Genomic DNA, 16,519 nt, shown 5'->3' on the forward strand with positions numbered 1-16,519 from the left:
CTTATTCGTAAGTCGTGTCAGACTTGAATGCATAGTTTAAAGTCGCCAAAGAGTGATTTGATCTGGAATCGTGTCTCGATCTAAAGTCGCTTTAATATCAATGACTGCACCGTCTTGCTCTTTCAGCAAGTTCTGGATCAAAGACCACCCTTTGGAAACATATTCCTTGTGATTCACGGCAAGGATAATCACATCAGCAGGTTTTAAATCATCCTGCGCTGTCAAGGTCACGCCATATTCATGCATGGCTTCATTTGCATCAGCCCAAGGGTCGGAAATTTGGGTTTGGATATCCATATTTTCCAGTTCACTGATGATATCGACAACTTTACTGTTACGCAAATCAGGCACGTTTTCTTTAAACGTCAATCCCAAGATCGTTACAATCGGTTCATCTGTGCGGCCCCGTTTCATCAACATTTTAATGGCTTGCATGGCAACATGGTGTCCCATGCGATCATTCACACGGCGACCTGCCAGAATAACTTGGGGGTGGTGGCCCAGTTGTTCGGCTTTGTGGGTCAGGTAATAGGGGTCAACGCCGATACAGTGGCCCCCGACTAAGCCCGGTGTAAATTTAAGGAAGTTCCATTTCGTGCCTGCTGCTTCCAACACGTCATGGGTATCAATACCGACACGTTCAAAAATTTGGGACAATTCGTTCACAAAAGCAATATTGAGATCACGCTGGGTGTTTTCAATCACTTTGGCTGCTTCGGCTGTTTTGATGTTTGCGGCACGGTGTACACCTGCTGTCACAACGGCTTCATAAACTTGGGCAACCGTTTCCAGTGTTCCCGCATCTTGTCCGGAAACCACTTTCAAAATGGTTTCGAAACGATGTTCTTTATCTCCAGGGTTAATGCGTTCTGGAGAATAACCAACAGCAAAATCACCATCGTTGGATAGGCCGGAGATTTCTTCCAATACGGGGACGCAATCTTCTTCGGTTGCACCGGGATAAACGGTTGATTCATAAACAACGATATCGCCTTTATTGAGTACAGACCCAACTGTACGAGAGGCTGCCAGTACAGCCCCCATATCGGGGCGATGGGCATCATCAATGGGCGTGGGGACCGTAACAATATAAAAATCAGCGCGACGTAGGTCTTCAAGATCACTGGTATAGGTCAAGCTGTTGTGAAGAACATCACCTTCTTCAACTTCTTCGGTACGATCATAGCCTTTTTTCAGTTCTTCAATGCGGGTCTGATCAATATCAAAACCAATCGTTTCGTATCCGGCACGGCCATAGGAAACAGCGACAGGCAGGCCCACATAGCCCAAGCCGATAACAGCAATCTTACGATTCATGATCACAGGTCCACATTATAAAAATCGACATACCAATCAACAAACTTGCCGACACCTTCTTCAATAGATGTATTGGGGGCATAGCCTGTGATTTTGTTTAATTCAGATGTGTCAGCCCAGGTTGCAGGCACATCACCGTCCTGCATGGGCAGCATATTTTTCTCAGCCTTGCGACCCAGCTTGTCTTCCAGCACTTCAATGTAGCGAGTGAGCTGTTCACAGCGCGAATTACCGATATTGACAACCCGGTAAGGGCCGATACCGCTGGTACAAGGGTCCGGATTTGTCGCATCCCAGTTTTCATCCTTTTTCGGCGGCACACCCAGCAAACGGAAAATCCCTTCAACGATATCTTCGACAAAGGTGAAATCGCGTTCCATTTTGCCATGGTTAAAGACATTGATCGGCTTGCCTTCCAAAATAGCTTTGGTAAAGAGGAAGAGCGCCATATCCGGGCGCCCCCATGGACCATAGACAGTGAAAAAGCGCATGCCAGTAGATGGAATGTCAAAGAGATGGGCATAATTATGGGCCATCAGCTCATTGGCTTTTTTAGTGGCTGCATAAAGTGTCATTGGGTGTTCGGTGCTGTTATGTTCAGAAAATGGCATATTTTTATTGCCGCCATAAACCGAACTGGTTGAGGCAAACACCAAATGCTGAACTGGATGAGCACGACATGCTTCCAAAATGCTCAAAAAACCATCAATATTGGAATGGGTGTAAGCTTTTGGGTTTTCCAAAGAGTAACGCACACCGGCTTGTGCTGCCAGATTCACACAATGGGTGGGCTTATGGGTGGCAAAAGCCTCCATCACAGCCTCAGAATTGGCAAGGTCTTCGCGAATTTCTGTAAAGGCAGCGTGTTTTTTCAACCGCGCCAGTCGCGCTTCTTTTAAAGAGATATCGTAATAATCAGAAACACAGTCGATCCCAACCACTTCGTGACCATTGGCGATCAATTTTTCTGCCAGATGATAACCGATAAACCCGGCTGTACCTGTCACAAGGACTTTCATATCCGATTTTCCCTTTAAGAGCCTGTGTTGCGCGGCATCATAGCTTTATGAAACCGGACGGTAAATAAGGAATTTCACCTTTTTAGTCGATAAAATCAGTGTAATAACGCGCCTGAATATCTTCCTTCAGCTCTTTGGCTTTGGCGATGTTTTTATCAATCACATGAACCAACTGTGGCCTGCCGTTTTCTGTATAGTAATCTCGGGCATTTTCAAAACACGATAAAGCGTGATCCAGCCAGGCATGGGTATGCGGATCTCGTTTAGCCAGCGCAAAGAGGGTGGCACCCAGATTATTTTGCGTATTGGCCCATTGGGCGGGATATTTTTCTTCGTCATAAACTTTTAAAACCGCTTGATAGGCGACGCCAGCCTGTTCCAGCGATTGAGCGCCCTTCACCAACTGACCGTGGAGCATCATGGTTTTAGCCATTTTTGACATATTTTCCGCCCAGTTAAGCGGATATTGATATTGGTTATAGACTTTGGTGGCTTTCTTATAATAACGCGCTGCTTTTTGCAGATATTCCGGCTCACTCATCTTTCGCCCGATTTTGGCACAGGTTCCGGCAATACGCAGTTGTACAGCTGCCCATTCAAACGGGTGCAGCTCGATATTCAGTACTTCACTCACTTGTTCAAACAGGGTGATTGCCCGTGAAATATGGTCAACCAACTGCTCGTCATCTGTGTGATTTGCCATTTCTTCATACAGCCAGCCGTAATGGTTGGTGACCAAAGCCCAGTCAATCGGGGTTTTATCTTTCTCAACCACCTCTTCCCAGATTTTAAAGGCTTTAATGGCTGGGGTAAACCAGCCCAGTTCCTTACTGCGCTGGGCGATATTCGCCATAACCACGGCGGCCATTCCCATGGCCGAAACTTTTGCAGGCATAGGGGTCTTGCGGTTACTCAATGATCCAGCGAGCTTGTTCAGAGGTTCAACAGCCCCTAACAGATGTTCCCCGATTTTTACGGCATGGGTCGGCTGGCTACTGCGTGTTGCTGCAAAAATGGCAGCATAAAGGACATCCAGACTACCTTTTTCCGGTACAAAAGGCACAAGCAGACTTTCAGCAATACCGGGGACGCCTAAATTTGCTTCTCCTTCTTCTGCTGACAAGAAATGCCACCGTACAGACTGGATTTCAGGCTCCAGATACCCCCAAAGCAGTAAATCACCTTTTTCTTCTTGTAACGTTTGGCGACCTTCTTCAACCACTTTTTCATACTGGTCACTTAAGCTGCGTTTGGGGTCACGCAAGAATGTTTGATTAATCAAACGTGCGGCCAGTCCGGCCCTTTCGTTTAAGGGATGGATAATGGCTTGTAATAAGGCAGGCTTGTCTTCTTCATTATTAAAAATGCCTGCAGGTTCAGCCACCAGCACGTTTACATCGGCGATCGCTTGTGCGATTTGCCCATCCTGGCCCATGGCATTGGCCGCTGCTTCACGCATCAAAAACCAATCTATGAAACGATTAACAAAGGACAGCATTTACATCTTCAGGACTTAGGAAAAACTCTTGGCAGTATTCATACTCTTTAAGCAGGGATTAGGTAAAGAAGATAAATTACGGACACCATGAAGAACGCTTTTTACCGCCATATGGGCGGGCTAATCCATTTTGAATCAATAAGTCTGAAAGACCGTGTCCCTGATGGGTTTCAACATGGGCAATCACACGCCCCCCATATTTACCATAGTGAATGTTTTTTAAGACAATAGGCTGATCGTTAAGATACTGGGTGACGGCCTGTTTGGCCTGTTTGGCCAGATGTTTTTCCTGCTCACATTGGCCGTTTAATTCCGGACTGTCAATTTGGGCAAGGCGGACACGGGTTTGAACGACTTGCCCAATCCAGACCTGAGCCTGAACATCCAATGTATCACCATCAATCACACGCACAACCCTCGCAGGCACAGGGCCGGGAAGCATTTCTGCTGCTTGCACCGTATGAAAAGATAGAAATAGACAAATCAGAACACGCCAAATCACAATCAGGGCCTCTGTTTTTACCACAGAGAGATAATATACCTGAACGTGTATATATTTTTCTACGCACCAATAAGTGTATTTTTTGAGAACTTGTTGAGAAGAAAAATTGGGCACTTCCTGTTTGATAGCAGAAGAAGTATGTTAGAAAATAATTTTGGACCAGATTTCAAGAATAATGGATTTATAACGTGATCAGCCGTGTTTACTTTTTTCTTTTTTTCATCTTGAGTCTAGTAGCTTTGCTTCTTTCATTAAGTGCGTTTATTTTTAGGTTTGAAGAGTTTTTTGCACTAACGGGACCAAAATTCCTACAATTTGGCCCTTTGTCCCTTCTTTTTGAAGGGGTTGAACAAACAATACGCCATATTGCGATCAGTTTGGGTATAACGTTAAGCGTTAGCGTTATCATTACATTGTTTACCTCAAAGAAAATAAACCTGTTTTTTCTTATGGGTGCTGGTTTTGCCTGTGTTTTTGTGCCCACAGGTCTGATGTATCAAAAACATATTGAAACAAACCGTATTTCTCATGAGATTATTCAGCATATTAACCAAAAACCTGTTTCTACTAACATTCTAGATAATGCACGACATTTTATTGCCCGCAATGCGTCTTTTCAGGATTCAACAGTTTTTTATGATCGCTATGCCTTTGATACAGGTGTTGTTCTCAAAACACTTTTCCAACACGAATTAGGTAATGAGAAAACAGCCGATTTATTATGTGGGCCATCCGCATTGGCTATGCAGCGTTTATTGAAGTCCCAAAATATTGATTCAAGAGTTATTTTTTTGTGGTCTACAGAAGGGCTGGTTGACGGTAGCCATGTGATTTTAGAGGCGCAAAATCCGAATACCGGTCGTTGGGAAGCCCATGATCCCATGTATAATCTGTTTTTCACTGGTCCAGATGGTAATCGTTTATCTATTGCACAATTAACTCAAATGGAAAATATGGCTTCGGTCAAAGCTTGTAATAATTCGAGTTGTGGCTGGGCAGAAACAAAAGCAATACCTTATTTAGATCATGGATATTTTGCAGCCATTGAATATCCACAAAGTCATAGCTTCCTTTTGAACTCGAAACGGTTTGACCTTTCGAAAAAATTCCCCTCACTTAAAGATCGAACTTTAGAAGAATATTTTAGGCGTGCCCGAGCAAACCCCGTGTTTATCGAGCTTGGTTCTTAGAAATCGACACAACGACCGCCTTTTTCCCAATCGCCAAAGCGGGTTGGGTCTGAGCCATCTTTGCGCCCACCTACTTCTGTAGGTTCATCTTTTTGGTCAGCCATCGTATCAAATTTGCGTGCAGGCTGGGGGGCAATTGGGCGGCCATCTTCGTTACGCATCACGTCTGTGCTTTTAAATTTTGGTTTATTTTCGCTTTCTGTGGACATGGCGGGCCTCAAAAGGGTTGCAGTTTGGATGATCTTCTTCCTAAATACTCAGTGACGTTTGATTTTGCAATGGATTTAAAACTCATGAGCTACGCACGCACGGCCCTGTTACTGGCGGGTATGACCGGATTATTTCTGGTGATTGGATATATGCTGGGGGGAGAGACCGGCATTATGATCGCCTTTATCATGGCACTTGGTATGAATGCTTTTTCTTATTGGAATTCCGATAAGATGATCCTGCGCATGCATGGCGCCCGTGAAGTCGATGGTCAAAGTGCACCGGAACTTTATCAAATGGTTGCTGATTTGGCCCGGCGTGCTGACATGCCTATGCCACGGGTTTATATTATGGACAATCCCCAGCCCAATGCCTTTGCTACCGGGCGCAACCCGGAAAATGCAGCCGTGGCAGCAACGACGGGCCTGTTGGAAATGCTGTCCCATGAAGAAATTACAGGGGTGATGGCCCATGAACTCGCCCATGTGAAAAATCGCGACACACTCATCATGACCATTACGGCGACCATTGCCGGTGCCATTTCCATGCTGGCGAATTTTGCCTTTTTCTTTGGTGGCTCCAATGATGAAGAAAATCCCAATCCGCTGGGGATGGTCGGTACGATCCTTATTATGATCTTTGCCCCCATGGCAGCTATGGTGGTGCAAATGCTGATTTCACGCACCCGTGAATATGAGGCTGATCGCATTGGTGCAGAAATCTGTGGTCAACCCATGTGGCTGGCCAGTGCCCTGAATAAATTAGATAAAGGGGCGAGCCTGATTGATAATCACCGGGCTGAAAATAACCCGGCCACCGCCCATATGTTTATCGTTAACCCGCTTCATACCCGCAAAACCGATAACCTTTTTTCCACCCATCCCAATATGGACAACCGAATTGCAGCCTTGAAGGATATGAGCCCAAGCCAATCTGCCAAACGGACGTCGCGTTCAAAACTCCCGCAAAGTAACCAACCGACGAAAGGGCCGTGGGGGTGATTTAACGCATTGTTTTTTGGGTTCTATGTGTTGCAGGCTTAGTATATTGATATTTACAAATATCTACCCATCTCCTATTACTTCAATGATGCGGCGCATCATAAATTTCAGAGGTTAATATGATTCCGTTAGTCAAAGCTTTTTTCAATGAAGCGACTTATACAGTTTCTTATGTTGTTTGGGATCCTAATACTAAGAAAACAGTAATCATTGACCCAGTTTTAGATTTTGATCGTGATGCAGGTCGAACATCCAATCAATCGGCTGATGAAATTTTGACTTTTATTCAAGAAAATGAACTCGATGTTGATTGGGTCTTGGAAACACACGCTCATGCAGACCATTTAAGCGCCGCCCATTACCTGAAGCACGCACTTGGGTGTCGAACGGGTATTGGTATGGGAATTACCAAGGTCCAGAAAGTATGCGCAGGTATGTTTAATTTTGAAGCTGGTTTTCGTACAGATGGTTCGCAGTTCGATTATCTGTTTGAAGATAATGAAAAGATAAACCTAGGATCAATGAAGCTTCGTGTCCTGCATACTCCAGGCCATACACCTGCATGTGTGACATACATTATTGGAGAAGCGGCATTCGTCGGAGATACTATCTTCATGCCTGATTTCGGTACAGCCCGTTGTGATTTCCCTGGAGGCGATGCAGCTGTACTTTACGTTTCCATCCAACGCATACTTTCTCTACCTGAAGAGACAAAGTTGTTTACAGGTCACGACTATAAAGCTAAAGGGCGTGATTATTACGCTTGGGAAGCAAGTGTCTGTGAACAAAAAGCAAAGAATATTCACGTTAATACGGAGATAACACTTCAAGATTTTGTTAACATTCGTATAGAACGAGACAAAAACTTACCTGTGCCAAGACTGTTATTTCCTTCATTACAAGTGAATGTACGAGCTGGAGAAATGCCTCCTCCGGAAGAGAATGGCGTATCGTACCTTAAGTTACCAATAAGGGCACTCGCTGGTTAATAATAGCAAAGTAACTTTCTGAATTTTGGTATCCATCTCTAACAGTGATTGAAATAATTTATGCCTCGTCGTATTGCCTATGATGTCTTATGCCAAGTTTTTGGTAAGAAACGCCCGATGGATGAGGCTTATAATACCCATCCTCACCTTGAAAAACTGACGCCTAAAGCACGGACTTTTTGTCGTGCACTTTTGACCACCACGGTGCGCAATCGCGGTTTTATCGATCATTTGATTGATGAGTGTCTGGATAAACGGCCTAAAGGGCGCAATCGTGATGTGTTAAATATCATGCGTTTAGGGGTTGCCCAGCTCTATTTCATGCATGTGCCCCCTCATGCAGTCCTCTCAGAAGCACAAGTGCTGACAGGGCGGGTGAAATTTATGCAGTTTAAAAAGCTCGTAAATGCAGTGCTGCGTCGCATTGATCGTGAAAGGAAAGAATATCCAGCAGATTTAATTGCAAGGAAAAACATTCCGGATTGGTTATATTCCACATGGGAAAAGGCTTATGGCGAAGAAAAAGCTCTGAAAATTGCCAAGGCCCATTTGAAAGAAGCGCCACTGGATATTACACCGAAATATGCAGATGAAGCTAAAATTTGGGCTGAACGCCTGAAAGGTGAAGTGCTTGAAAGCGGCACGGTGCGTCTGCCTGTGGGAGGACGTATTGAAGAATTGGATGGTTATGAAAATGGTTCTTGGTGGGTACAGGATGCTGCAGCCAGTCATCCTGTGAAAATGATGGGTAATGTGGATGGGAAGCGTGTCCTTGATCTTTGTGCTGCCCCGGGTGGAAAGACCATGCAATTAGCCGCGGCTGGAGCGGATGTCATTGCGGTGGATAAATCGAAAAACCGCCTGAAACGCCTAGAGGAAAACCTGGAACGCACCCGTCTGTTTGCTGAAATTGTCCAAGCCGATCTGATGGAATGGGAGCCAGATGATTTTGTCGATATGATCTTGCTGGATGCACCTTGTTCCGCAACCGGAACATTGCGCCGCCACCCCGACGGCCTATGGACGAAAAAGGAAGAAGGCATCAAGGCCATGTCTGATATTCAGGGCAAACTCTGGCACCGAGTGTCCGATTGGGTGCGCTCTGGCGGTAAAATTGTTTACTGCACTTGTTCTCTTCAGCCTGAAGAAAGTGAACTTATGCTCAAAGCTTTCTTAAAAGGTCATAAGAATTTTGAAGTTGAAGGTGAGGTTTATCGTTCTACGCCGGATGAAGGTGGAGATGGTTTCTTTGCTGTGATGGTTAAGAAGGTGTCTTGATTGATTCCGGGAGTGATTTGTTATTCAACATACTTTGATAGAGTTCTTCATATTGAGCAACACATGTCTCAATTGAGAACTTCTCTTTGATAAGTTCTTGACCCCGAAGCCCCATTTCTTTCATTTTGTTGGAATCCTTGCTGATTCGAAGTAACGCTTGAGCAAGTTCTGCAGGGTTCTTGGCTGGGACAATATAGCCGTTTTTATTATTCTCAACCACATCGGGATTCCCCCCCACATTGGTGACAACCATGGGAAGTCCACTTGCCATAGCTTCTAAAACAGCGTTGGAAAACCCTTCTTCATGGGAACACAATAGGCCAATATCTGATGATTTAAGTAAATCACCGATATCTGTTCTTTGGCCTAAGAAATGAACTTTGTGTTCAAGTTTTAGCTCTTGTAAGCGTTGAACCAAATGTTTGCGATATCCGTTGTCGTAACCTGCACAAATAACTTGCCAATTTTCTGGAAGATCTTTTTCTATCAAATCCAACGCATTAATCAGATCCATATGTCCTTTGTAAGGGATAAGATTTGCCACAAGGATAAATACCAAATCACTTTCTTTCAAACCAATGGATTGGCGGATCGATTTTTGATCAACCTGTAACGCAAACGGTTCTATTTCTATTCCGTTATAAATAAGGCCAAGCTTTGATTCTGAAACGTACTCATCATTATTCAGATTTTCAATAACTGCTTTTGAATTCCCGAGAATACCATGCATATAGCTATGTAGTTTCTTCTCAATTTTTGCGAAAAATGGGCGACGCTGTTGATAAATATTCAGACTGCGACGACTCATTAAACGAATAGGGTTTGCTGCAAGAACAGATAAAGGCCCACCTACTAAATAAGCAGCTGGCAGAAAAAAATGGGTAATATTCGGACGCTGGAAAAGAAAATGACAGAAAAGCCGCAGAACCTGAATAAACATACTCAACAGCCTGAATGGTTTTCTCATTAGACCTGTGAAAGGTACAGAGAGCGCATGTTGGACTGAGACGCCAGCTTTTTCAAAGTCGTCAGATAATTTTCCAGGCTCCGACAAAGAATAAAGGTTGATCGTCCAGCCTCTTGTAACAAGTCCACGACAAATGCGCAGTAAATGCATTTCGGCGCCACCGATGTTTGTGGTGCCGATAACATACGTAATCGTTTTATTTTTTGTCATGCTTAATTTAAGCGAACTTTACAGCTGTCCCATTTGCAGAAACCATCAGCATTGTTTTTTGATCGCCACCAATAACTTCATAATCAAGGTCAATTGCAACGACTGCATCCGCACCGAGTTCTTGGGCTTCGGCCATCATGTCTTCCAGAGCCGCTTCTTTAGCTTTACGAAATTCTTTTTCATACGCGCCAGAACGCCCGCCAACTACATCGCGGATGCCTGCAAAAAAATCTTTGAACAGGTTGGCTCCCAAGATCGCTTCACCAGAAACAATGCCACAGTATTCAGAAACAGTTTTACCTTCTACATTATCCGTTGTGGTAACGATCATGATGATATTCCTTATTTTAAATGGCAAAAATACTGTCTAATATTCAATTATCGTTTAGGTTAATGCAATATTTTTATACCTTCCAGCCGTTATTTGAGCCGAGAGATGTCATTTATCACAAGAAACCCCCGTATTACAATGACCCTCGTGATGTTATTGTTCCTTCTTGTCCTTGTGGTGATGACTGAAATGTTCCTTTCTTTGACGGCACAAGGGCATCAGCGAAATACATCTAGCCAGAATCGTCATCTGCTTTTGCGTGAATGGCATCCCAATACGGATTATCGTTTTAGAACACCTGAAAGCCGTTTTTCTGAAAATGAAAACGTGCCTGACTTTTATGAAATTTCAACGGATGAAAATGGTTTTATTCTTCCAAACAAACAACATGCAATAGCAGATAAAACATTGGTATTTTTAGGGGGGTCCACAACGGAATGCATGTTTGTTGATCCTAAAAAAAGATTTCCTTATCTGACGGGGCGTTTGTTGGCAGATCAAACATCTCTTAAAGTGAACAGTTATAATGCGGGGCGTTCTGGTAATAATGTTATGATGTCCAATCTACAGCTTATGGGGAAAATTATTCCGATGAGGCCAGATTACGTGATCATGATGCATGGGGTGAATGATATAGGTGTATTAGGGCGTAAGGATGGTTATTGGACCGATCATCCGACCTTCTCATTAGTTCGGGCTCCAAAGTCCGGGCTTGTCCCTTTTTTACTTCAAATACGCGATGCGACTGTTCCGCTAACTTATCGTGCCTTGAAAAGTGGCATATTAAAATTTAAGCAGCTTGTCGTCTCTCCGGCCCATGCACAAAATGGGATGGATAAAGGGAAGTCTTTTGAAAGTGCATTGCGAACTTTTGTCAGAACAGCGAAAGCTTGGCAGATAAAGCCCGTTTTAATGACGCAGGTGGTACTTAACAATCAGGACTCAAAGTCGGAATACCTCTCTAAAGAACAATTGGCCAAGGGAGGTTTTAATCAAGGACAATTTGAAGATATGCAGAGATATTTCAATGAAATTACGCGCTCTGTCGCTCTTTCAGAAGGGGCACTTTTAATTGATTTGGTAAAGGCTAAGGTCTGGACAGGTCAAGACTTATACGATGATCTGCATTATTCAGATCAAGGCTCAGAAAAAGTGGCACGTATTATTAGTCAGCATATTCAACAAGATTTGAAACAATAAAAAAACTGGTTCCAAAAAATATGGAACCAGCTTTAAACCTATAAGCAGCAATGGCTTAGTGACGGAAGTGACGCATGCCGGTCATGACCATAGCAAGGCCACGTTCGTTTGCTGCGGCAATAACTTCTTCATCACGGATAGAGCCACCCGGCTGGATCACAGCTGTTGCCCCAGCTTCGGCGGCTTCAATCAAGCCATCTGCAAACGGGAAGAATGCGTCAGAGGCTACAACAGAACCTTTTGCCCAGCTCTCATTTTCACCCGCTGTCTTGGCTGCTTGTTCAGCGCGGAAGGCTGCGATACGACAAGAGTTGACACGGCTCATTTGGCCGGCACCGACACCCACGGTCATATTGTTTTTGCAATAAACAATCGCGTTTGATTTCACATGCTTACAGACAGTGAAGGCAAAGCGCAGGTCTTTCATTTCAGCTTCTGTCGGCTGGCGTTCTGTCACCACCTTGAAGTCATCAGAGAAAATTTGGTTGTCTTTAGACTGGATCAGATGACCACCGGACATGGTTTTAACCATGGCAGCTGTATCTGCCGGTGTTGGCATGCCGCCTGTGCGCAAAACACGAACGTTTTTCTTACCAGACAGGATAGAAAGAGCTTCTTCGTCAATTTCCGGTGCAATCACCACTTCAAGGAAGATTTTGGACAGTTCTTCGGCTGTTTTGCCATCCAGTGTCTTGTTAAAGGCCACGATGCCGCCAAAGGCACTTTCAGTGTCACAGGAATAAGCACGCAGATAAGCGTCTGTCAGGTTATCCCCAACGGCTACACCACATGGGTTGGCGTGTTTCACAATCACACAGGCATTGTCGTCCTGGAATTCAGAGACCAGCTCAAATGCTGCGTCTGTATCATTCACATTGTTATAAGACAGTTCTTTACCGTTGAGCTGTTCAGCCGTTGCCACGCCAGGGCGGTTTTCACCCGTGACATAGAAAGCCGCAGACTGGTGAGAATTCTCGCCATAACGCATGGTTTGTTTCAATTCGCCTGCAAAGACTTTGCGTTTTGGGTATTCGATATCGAGCTGAGAGGTATACCAGTTGGAAATGGCTGCGTCATAAGCCCCTGTGCGGGCATAGGCTGTAGCGGACATGCGCTTGCGGAACGTTTCTGTTGTACCGCCGTTGTTCAGTTTCATTTCTTCCAAAACAGCGTCATAGTCTTCCACATCCACAACGGTGACAACACCTTGCCAGTTTTTGGCAGAGGCACGGATCATGGCCGGACCACCGATGTCGATATTTTCAATACAGGTATCAAAATCGGCACCTGCAGCCACTGTAGATTCAAAGGGGTAGAGATTTACCGCCAAAAGGTCGATCGGCGCGATGCCATGTTCATCCATGGCTGCGACATGTTCATCATTGTCACGCAGGGCCAGCAGGCCACCGTGAATTTTTGGGTGCAGGGTCTTCACGCGGCCATCCATGATTTCCGGGAAACCTGTGTGAGAGGAAACCTCAATCACCGGAATGCCGGCCTCTTTCAGCGCTTTGAACGTACCGCCTGTTGAGAGCAGTTCAACATCTTGATCAGCCAAGGCTTTGGCGAAATCAACCAGACCAGTTTTATCGGAAACAGACAGTAATGCGCGACGGATGGGAGTAGCCATGATGAGACCCTAAGCTCCTAATTCGAAAAGGGAGAAAAACTTGCGCTTCTCATATCAGAACTGGGGCCATCTGTTAATAGATAATTCACCTTTTGCACGACAGGTTGGGGATGTATATAAACACGCCTTGATATGCAAAATTCAAGAATGAGGGGACGATGAAAGGTTTTGTCTTAACTTTAGTCTGTTGGCTTTGCATTTCCTTGCCTGTTTCGGCACAGGAACAGTTGCGTTTTGGCTATATTGAATTTGCCCCTGCCTTTTACACATCCCCAACTGGCCAACCCAAAGGCGATTTGATTAAGACATTTGGTAAAATTGCACAAAAAGCCGGCTTTTACTGGACGGCAAAAAGTTATCCTACACCAAGATTGTTGCGTAATTTGCAGACGGGTGATGTGGATGTCACCATGTTGGTGCGCCATCCCTTATTTGAAAATGCGGCCTTGATGGGGGACCTGCCCGTCGGGAAAATCCGCTTGCGGGCCTATCGCAAACCCGATCAAGTTGCCGTGACGAAATTGACAGATTTACAGGGTAAATCCATTATTACGATTTTGGGTTATGGGTATGGCGGACAGATCAAATATATTGATGATCCGGCCAACCGTATTGAAAAATATGCGGTACTGGATCACGGTTTGGCGGTAAAAATGTTACTGAATGGGCGGGCAGATTATTTACTGGATTATGTCGGCCCAGTCCAAACGGCGATGGAGCACTTAAAGATTAACCCCGCTCAAGTTCAAGGTGATGTTATTCAGGACTCCGACGTGTTTCTCATTGTCTCTAAATCTGTTTCTAATCCGGAACAGCTCTTGAGAACCTTGCAAGTTGCCTATCAAGGCATACAATAAGATAAATAAAACAAACGTCATTCCCAACTCGATTGGGAAACCGGTATGGCCTTGAGGTTATGGGAGTCTGGACCCTCAATCAAGTTGCAGGTGGCAGCGGGTTTCTATTTTTCATCTTCTCCAACGGGTGTGCCAATCTCTTTGGCCAACTCTCGCACTTTGTCAATTTCTGGGTGCTTATCCTTTTCTGCCCGAGCCACATTACCAGAAAGATCAAAATCAAGGGAACGTACTCCTTCATCTAGAAGCTTAGTGATTTCATGATAAGCCGCTTTTCCTTCTTCTGTATGGTAAAGATGGGCAAAACGGTAGAAATAGAGTTCAAGAATGAGTGCTTGATCTATTGCACATTCGGAGGCTTCTTCCAGTTTCTTAATAGCCTCTTGGTCTCGCCCTTCTTCAAAGAAAATTTGCGCAAGGTTTCCAAGGCTATTTGCATGTTTAGGGTCTGCTGTAATCGCTTTGCAATAGTATTCTTCTGCTTGTTTTTTGCGTCCCTCTTGTTTGAGAAAGATCGCAAAGCTTCCTAAAGAGTCTGCATTTTCCGGATCTGTTTCAATAGTGAGGAGATAATATTCCTCAGCTTGTTTTTTGCGTCCTTCCTGTCTGAGAAAAAAGGCAAAATTCGCAAGACAACTTGTGTTGTTAGGGTTTGCTTCAATAGCGCGGACAAAATATTCTTCGGCCTGTTCTTTTCGGTTCTCTTGATTGAGAAAAAGGGCAAAGTTTCCTAAATAATCGGCATCATGGGGGGCTGCTTCGATAGTTTTGAGATAATATTCTTCAGCCTGTTCCATGCGCCCTTCTTGTTTAAGGAAGAGGGCATAATTTCCTAAATAATTTGCATTATTAGGGGCAATCCTTATAGCTTTAAGATAGTATTCTTCCGCTTGTTCTTTTCGACCTTCTTGTTTTAAGAAGTAAGCATAGTTTCTTAAAACATGGGCATTTGTTGGGTCTGCAGATATGGCATTTTGAAAGAAGTTTTCAGCCTTTTTTGTATCACCAACTTTTTCTAAATAGAGGGCATAATTCCCTAGAATTTTTGTATCTTTAGAATTCAGCTCAAGGGCCTTTTTGAAGATGCCTTTTGCTTTGTCCAATTGATTTGCTTCATACAGAAAAAGAGCATAGTTGCTGATTAGGGGGCTAAAATCCGGATATTTCTCGACTGCTTGGTCATATTCCATCATCGCTTTTATGGGTTCTTTTCGATGCTCATCAGTATGAAACTTTAAAAGGTTTTGCACGATTGCCCAGGCTTCGGAGTCGTCTTTGGCCTTTTGTGCCATTTTCTGGGTTTCAGCATTGGGACTGCGTGATGTTTCTTCAGCCTGTTGATTAAAATGAGCATGATAGGTTTCTTGTAAAGTTGTGAAACGATCCCATTTGGGGTGTTTAAGTTCAAGGTTTTGATGGAGGTGAAGCATAAGTTCATCAAAATCACGGTGTTCAACCCAGAAAACACCATGGTCACGCATCCATTGTCCAAGGTCATTATCAGGAAAAGTACGATTGACCCAATAAATAGGGAAATGTGGCCGGGTCCCCTTTAATAAGTCCATAATCGTTTGATCATTGCCCCCATAGCCAAGAAAAATAATGCCTTTTCGTTCCATGAGTTTTTGCAGGGCTTTTTTATATTCTTCATGTAGCTGCCCGGAAAGTTCTTCGGTTAAATGCAGGGGGGTGGTTTTAGCGTCTCCATGGAGTTTAAGGATAATCGGGCGGCTAGTGTTTTGTTCCAGATACGGAATAAGGGCGGAATCATTGATGGTTAGGGGTTTTTTATCGGTAAACAGGTAACAGGCATCTGCAACGAGATCATCAAAATTGGTTGTCAGCACATGGTTACAGCGATGGGAAAAAGATGTTTCCGTCATCATCTTAACCAAGGTGGCATAGCCGGGGCCGGGGTCTTTGCCTTCAACAAGTTTTGAAGTTAGATTGAGCACAGCACCGGGGCGTTTGCCTGTCATATGTTCAATGACATTGGAATAAGAGCCTGCTAAATTTTCAGGGTTGAGAGTGTTGAAGATTGAGGCACCCCATTGAATATGGTCCTCTATTTCTTCTTCTTCACTGGGCGTGAAGTCATACCCCTCTTTTGCATATAAGTCTTTGAGCCAGCCATTGACCAATTGAGAGGCAGCAGGGATTTTGGAGCTAACAGAAGCACCTGCCCCAATAAAGAAGACAAATTCATCAGAATCGTTTGTTAATTTGTCTTTTAGTTCTTTGACAAAACCTTCGACATTTAACTTTCTGATGATGGAAGCCTTGTTGTTATTCCCATCTGGCATCTGAAAATCCCTTTAAA

General features: G+C 44.3%; 15 protein-coding genes. 6 read left to right on the forward strand and 9 right to left on the reverse strand.

Translation table 11 applies throughout. The annotated features are described in order from the left end of the window. Positions 1-36: 36 nt before the first annotated feature. The 4 genes from E4K71_RS16780 to E4K71_RS16795 all read right to left on the reverse strand — a co-directional run bounded on the left by E4K71_RS16780 (position 37) and on the right by E4K71_RS16795 (position 4,360). The gene (locus E4K71_RS16780; RefSeq protein WP_346504508.1) at positions 37-1,317 is read right to left on the reverse strand and encodes a nucleotide sugar dehydrogenase; all 1,281 of its coding nucleotides are present in this window, start codon (positions 1,315-1,317) and stop codon (positions 37-39) included. Positions 1,318-1,319: 2 nt separating this feature from the next. Further along, the gene (locus E4K71_RS16785; protein WP_135081536.1) at positions 1,320-2,336 is read right to left on the reverse strand and encodes an NAD-dependent epimerase; all 1,017 of its coding nucleotides are present in this window, start codon (positions 2,334-2,336) and stop codon (positions 1,320-1,322) included. A gap of 82 nt (positions 2,337-2,418) precedes the next feature. Further along, on the reverse strand, positions 2,419-3,795 hold the full coding sequence (locus tag E4K71_RS16790; RefSeq protein ID WP_135081538.1) for a hypothetical protein: 1,377 nt from the start codon (positions 3,793-3,795) through the stop codon (positions 2,419-2,421). A gap of 115 nt (positions 3,796-3,910) precedes the next feature. Continuing rightward, positions 3,911-4,360 (reverse strand): thermonuclease family protein, encoded by a 450-nt coding sequence (locus E4K71_RS16795; RefSeq protein ID WP_135081540.1) that lies wholly within the window; start codon positions 4,358-4,360, stop codon positions 3,911-3,913. A 164-nt stretch (positions 4,361-4,524) separates the two neighbouring features. Between E4K71_RS16795 and E4K71_RS16800 the strand changes: the two genes are divergently transcribed. Beyond that, positions 4,525-5,526: a hypothetical protein gene (locus E4K71_RS16800; RefSeq protein WP_135081542.1), complete on the forward strand. Its 1,002-nt coding sequence runs from the start codon at positions 4,525-4,527 to the stop codon at positions 5,524-5,526. On the opposite strand, the gene E4K71_RS16805 is transcribed toward E4K71_RS16800, so the two are convergent. After that, on the reverse strand, positions 5,523-5,735 hold the full coding sequence (locus E4K71_RS16805; RefSeq protein ID WP_135081544.1) for a DUF1674 domain-containing protein: 213 nt from the start codon (positions 5,733-5,735) through the stop codon (positions 5,523-5,525). The genes E4K71_RS16800 and E4K71_RS16805 overlap by 4 nt on opposite strands. A gap of 84 nt (positions 5,736-5,819) precedes the next feature. Here E4K71_RS16805 and htpX point away from each other — a divergent pair, with 84 nt between their 5' ends. The 3 genes from htpX to E4K71_RS16820 all read left to right on the forward strand — a co-directional run bounded on the left by htpX (position 5,820) and on the right by E4K71_RS16820 (position 9,004). Beyond that, positions 5,820-6,737, forward strand: a complete 918-nt coding sequence (gene htpX / locus E4K71_RS16810; protein WP_135081546.1) for a zinc metalloprotease HtpX — start codon at positions 5,820-5,822, stop codon at positions 6,735-6,737. A 119-nt stretch (positions 6,738-6,856) separates the two neighbouring features. Next, a complete protein-coding gene (locus tag E4K71_RS16815; protein ID WP_135081548.1) occupies positions 6,857-7,726 on the forward strand; it encodes an MBL fold metallo-hydrolase in 870 nt (289 codons plus the stop codon). Positions 7,727-7,786: 60 nt separating this feature from the next. After that, the gene (locus E4K71_RS16820) at positions 7,787-9,004 is read left to right on the forward strand and encodes a transcription antitermination factor NusB (RefSeq protein ID WP_135081550.1); all 1,218 of its coding nucleotides are present in this window, start codon (positions 7,787-7,789) and stop codon (positions 9,002-9,004) included. Here E4K71_RS16820 and E4K71_RS16825 read toward each other — a convergent pair. Both E4K71_RS16825 and E4K71_RS16830 read right to left on the reverse strand, forming a co-directional pair. Beyond that, on the reverse strand, positions 8,988-10,181 hold the full coding sequence (locus E4K71_RS16825) for a glycosyltransferase (RefSeq protein ID WP_135081551.1): 1,194 nt from the start codon (positions 10,179-10,181) through the stop codon (positions 8,988-8,990). The genes E4K71_RS16820 and E4K71_RS16825 overlap by 17 nt on opposite strands. A 7-nt stretch (positions 10,182-10,188) precedes the next feature. Then, complete coding sequence (locus E4K71_RS16830) at positions 10,189-10,512, reverse strand: heavy metal-binding domain-containing protein (RefSeq protein ID WP_135081553.1); 324 nt, start codon at positions 10,510-10,512, stop codon at positions 10,189-10,191. Between the two features lie 150 nt (positions 10,513-10,662). Here E4K71_RS16830 and E4K71_RS16835 point away from each other — a divergent pair, with 150 nt between their 5' ends. Beyond that, a complete protein-coding gene (locus E4K71_RS16835; RefSeq protein WP_167730658.1) occupies positions 10,663-11,712 on the forward strand; it encodes an SGNH/GDSL hydrolase family protein in 1,050 nt (349 codons plus the stop codon). 55 nt (positions 11,713-11,767) lie between these two features. Here E4K71_RS16835 and purH read toward each other — a convergent pair whose 3' ends face one another. Next, positions 11,768-13,342: a bifunctional phosphoribosylaminoimidazolecarboxamide formyltransferase/IMP cyclohydrolase gene (purH, locus tag E4K71_RS16840; protein WP_135081557.1), complete on the reverse strand. Its 1,575-nt coding sequence runs from the start codon at positions 13,340-13,342 to the stop codon at positions 11,768-11,770. A 158-nt stretch (positions 13,343-13,500) separates the two neighbouring features. Between purH and E4K71_RS16845 the strand changes: the two genes are divergently transcribed. After that, positions 13,501-14,199, forward strand: coding sequence for a hypothetical protein (locus E4K71_RS16845; RefSeq protein ID WP_135081559.1), 699 nt, complete (start codon positions 13,501-13,503; stop codon positions 14,197-14,199). A gap of 104 nt (positions 14,200-14,303) precedes the next feature. On the opposite strand, the gene E4K71_RS16850 is transcribed toward E4K71_RS16845, so the two are convergent. Continuing rightward, positions 14,304-16,085: a tetratricopeptide repeat protein gene (locus tag E4K71_RS16850; RefSeq protein ID WP_167730660.1), complete on the reverse strand. Its 1,782-nt coding sequence runs from the start codon at positions 16,083-16,085 to the stop codon at positions 14,304-14,306. Between the last annotated feature and the right edge of the window lie 434 nt (positions 16,086-16,519).

Source organism: Terasakiella sp. SH-1 (assembly GCF_004564135.1).
Lineage (GTDB): Bacteria > Pseudomonadota > Alphaproteobacteria > Rhodospirillales > Terasakiellaceae > Terasakiella.

Excerpts from the sequence above, each read along its gene's own strand:
- E4K71_RS16845 (WP_135081559.1), top strand. The coding sequence starts at position 13,501 with ATGAAAGGTTTTGTCTTAACTTTAGTCTGTTGGCTTTGCATTTCCTTG.
- E4K71_RS16825 (WP_135081551.1), bottom strand. The coding sequence starts at position 10,181 with ATGACAAAAAATAAAACGATTACGTATGTTATCGGCACCACAAACATC.
- htpX (WP_135081546.1), top strand. The coding sequence starts at position 5,820 with ATGAGCTACGCACGCACGGCCCTGTTACTGGCGGGTATGACCGGATTA.
- E4K71_RS16780 (WP_346504508.1), bottom strand. The coding sequence starts at position 1,317 with ATGAATCGTAAGATTGCTGTTATCGGCTTGGGCTATGTGGGCCTGCCT.
- E4K71_RS16850 (WP_167730660.1), bottom strand. The coding sequence starts at position 16,085 with ATGATGACGGAAACATCTTTTTCCCATCGCTGTAACCATGTGCTGACA.
- E4K71_RS16805 (WP_135081544.1), bottom strand. The coding sequence starts at position 5,735 with ATGTCCACAGAAAGCGAAAATAAACCAAAATTTAAAAGCACAGACGTG.
- purH (WP_135081557.1), bottom strand. The coding sequence starts at position 13,342 with ATGGCTACTCCCATCCGTCGCGCATTACTGTCTGTTTCCGATAAAACT.
- E4K71_RS16785 (WP_135081536.1), bottom strand. The coding sequence starts at position 2,336 with ATGAAAGTCCTTGTGACAGGTACAGCCGGGTTTATCGGTTATCATCTG.
- E4K71_RS16820 (WP_135081550.1), top strand. The coding sequence starts at position 7,787 with ATGCCTCGTCGTATTGCCTATGATGTCTTATGCCAAGTTTTTGGTAAG.
- E4K71_RS16835 (WP_167730658.1), top strand. The coding sequence starts at position 10,663 with ATGTTATTGTTCCTTCTTGTCCTTGTGGTGATGACTGAAATGTTCCTT.
- E4K71_RS16830 (WP_135081553.1), bottom strand. The coding sequence starts at position 10,512 with ATGATCGTTACCACAACGGATAATGTAGAAGGTAAAACTGTTTCTGAA.
- E4K71_RS16815 (WP_135081548.1), top strand. The coding sequence starts at position 6,857 with ATGATTCCGTTAGTCAAAGCTTTTTTCAATGAAGCGACTTATACAGTT.
- E4K71_RS16790 (WP_135081538.1), bottom strand. The coding sequence starts at position 3,795 with ATGCGTGAAGCAGCGGCCAATGCCATGGGCCAGGATGGGCAAATCGCA.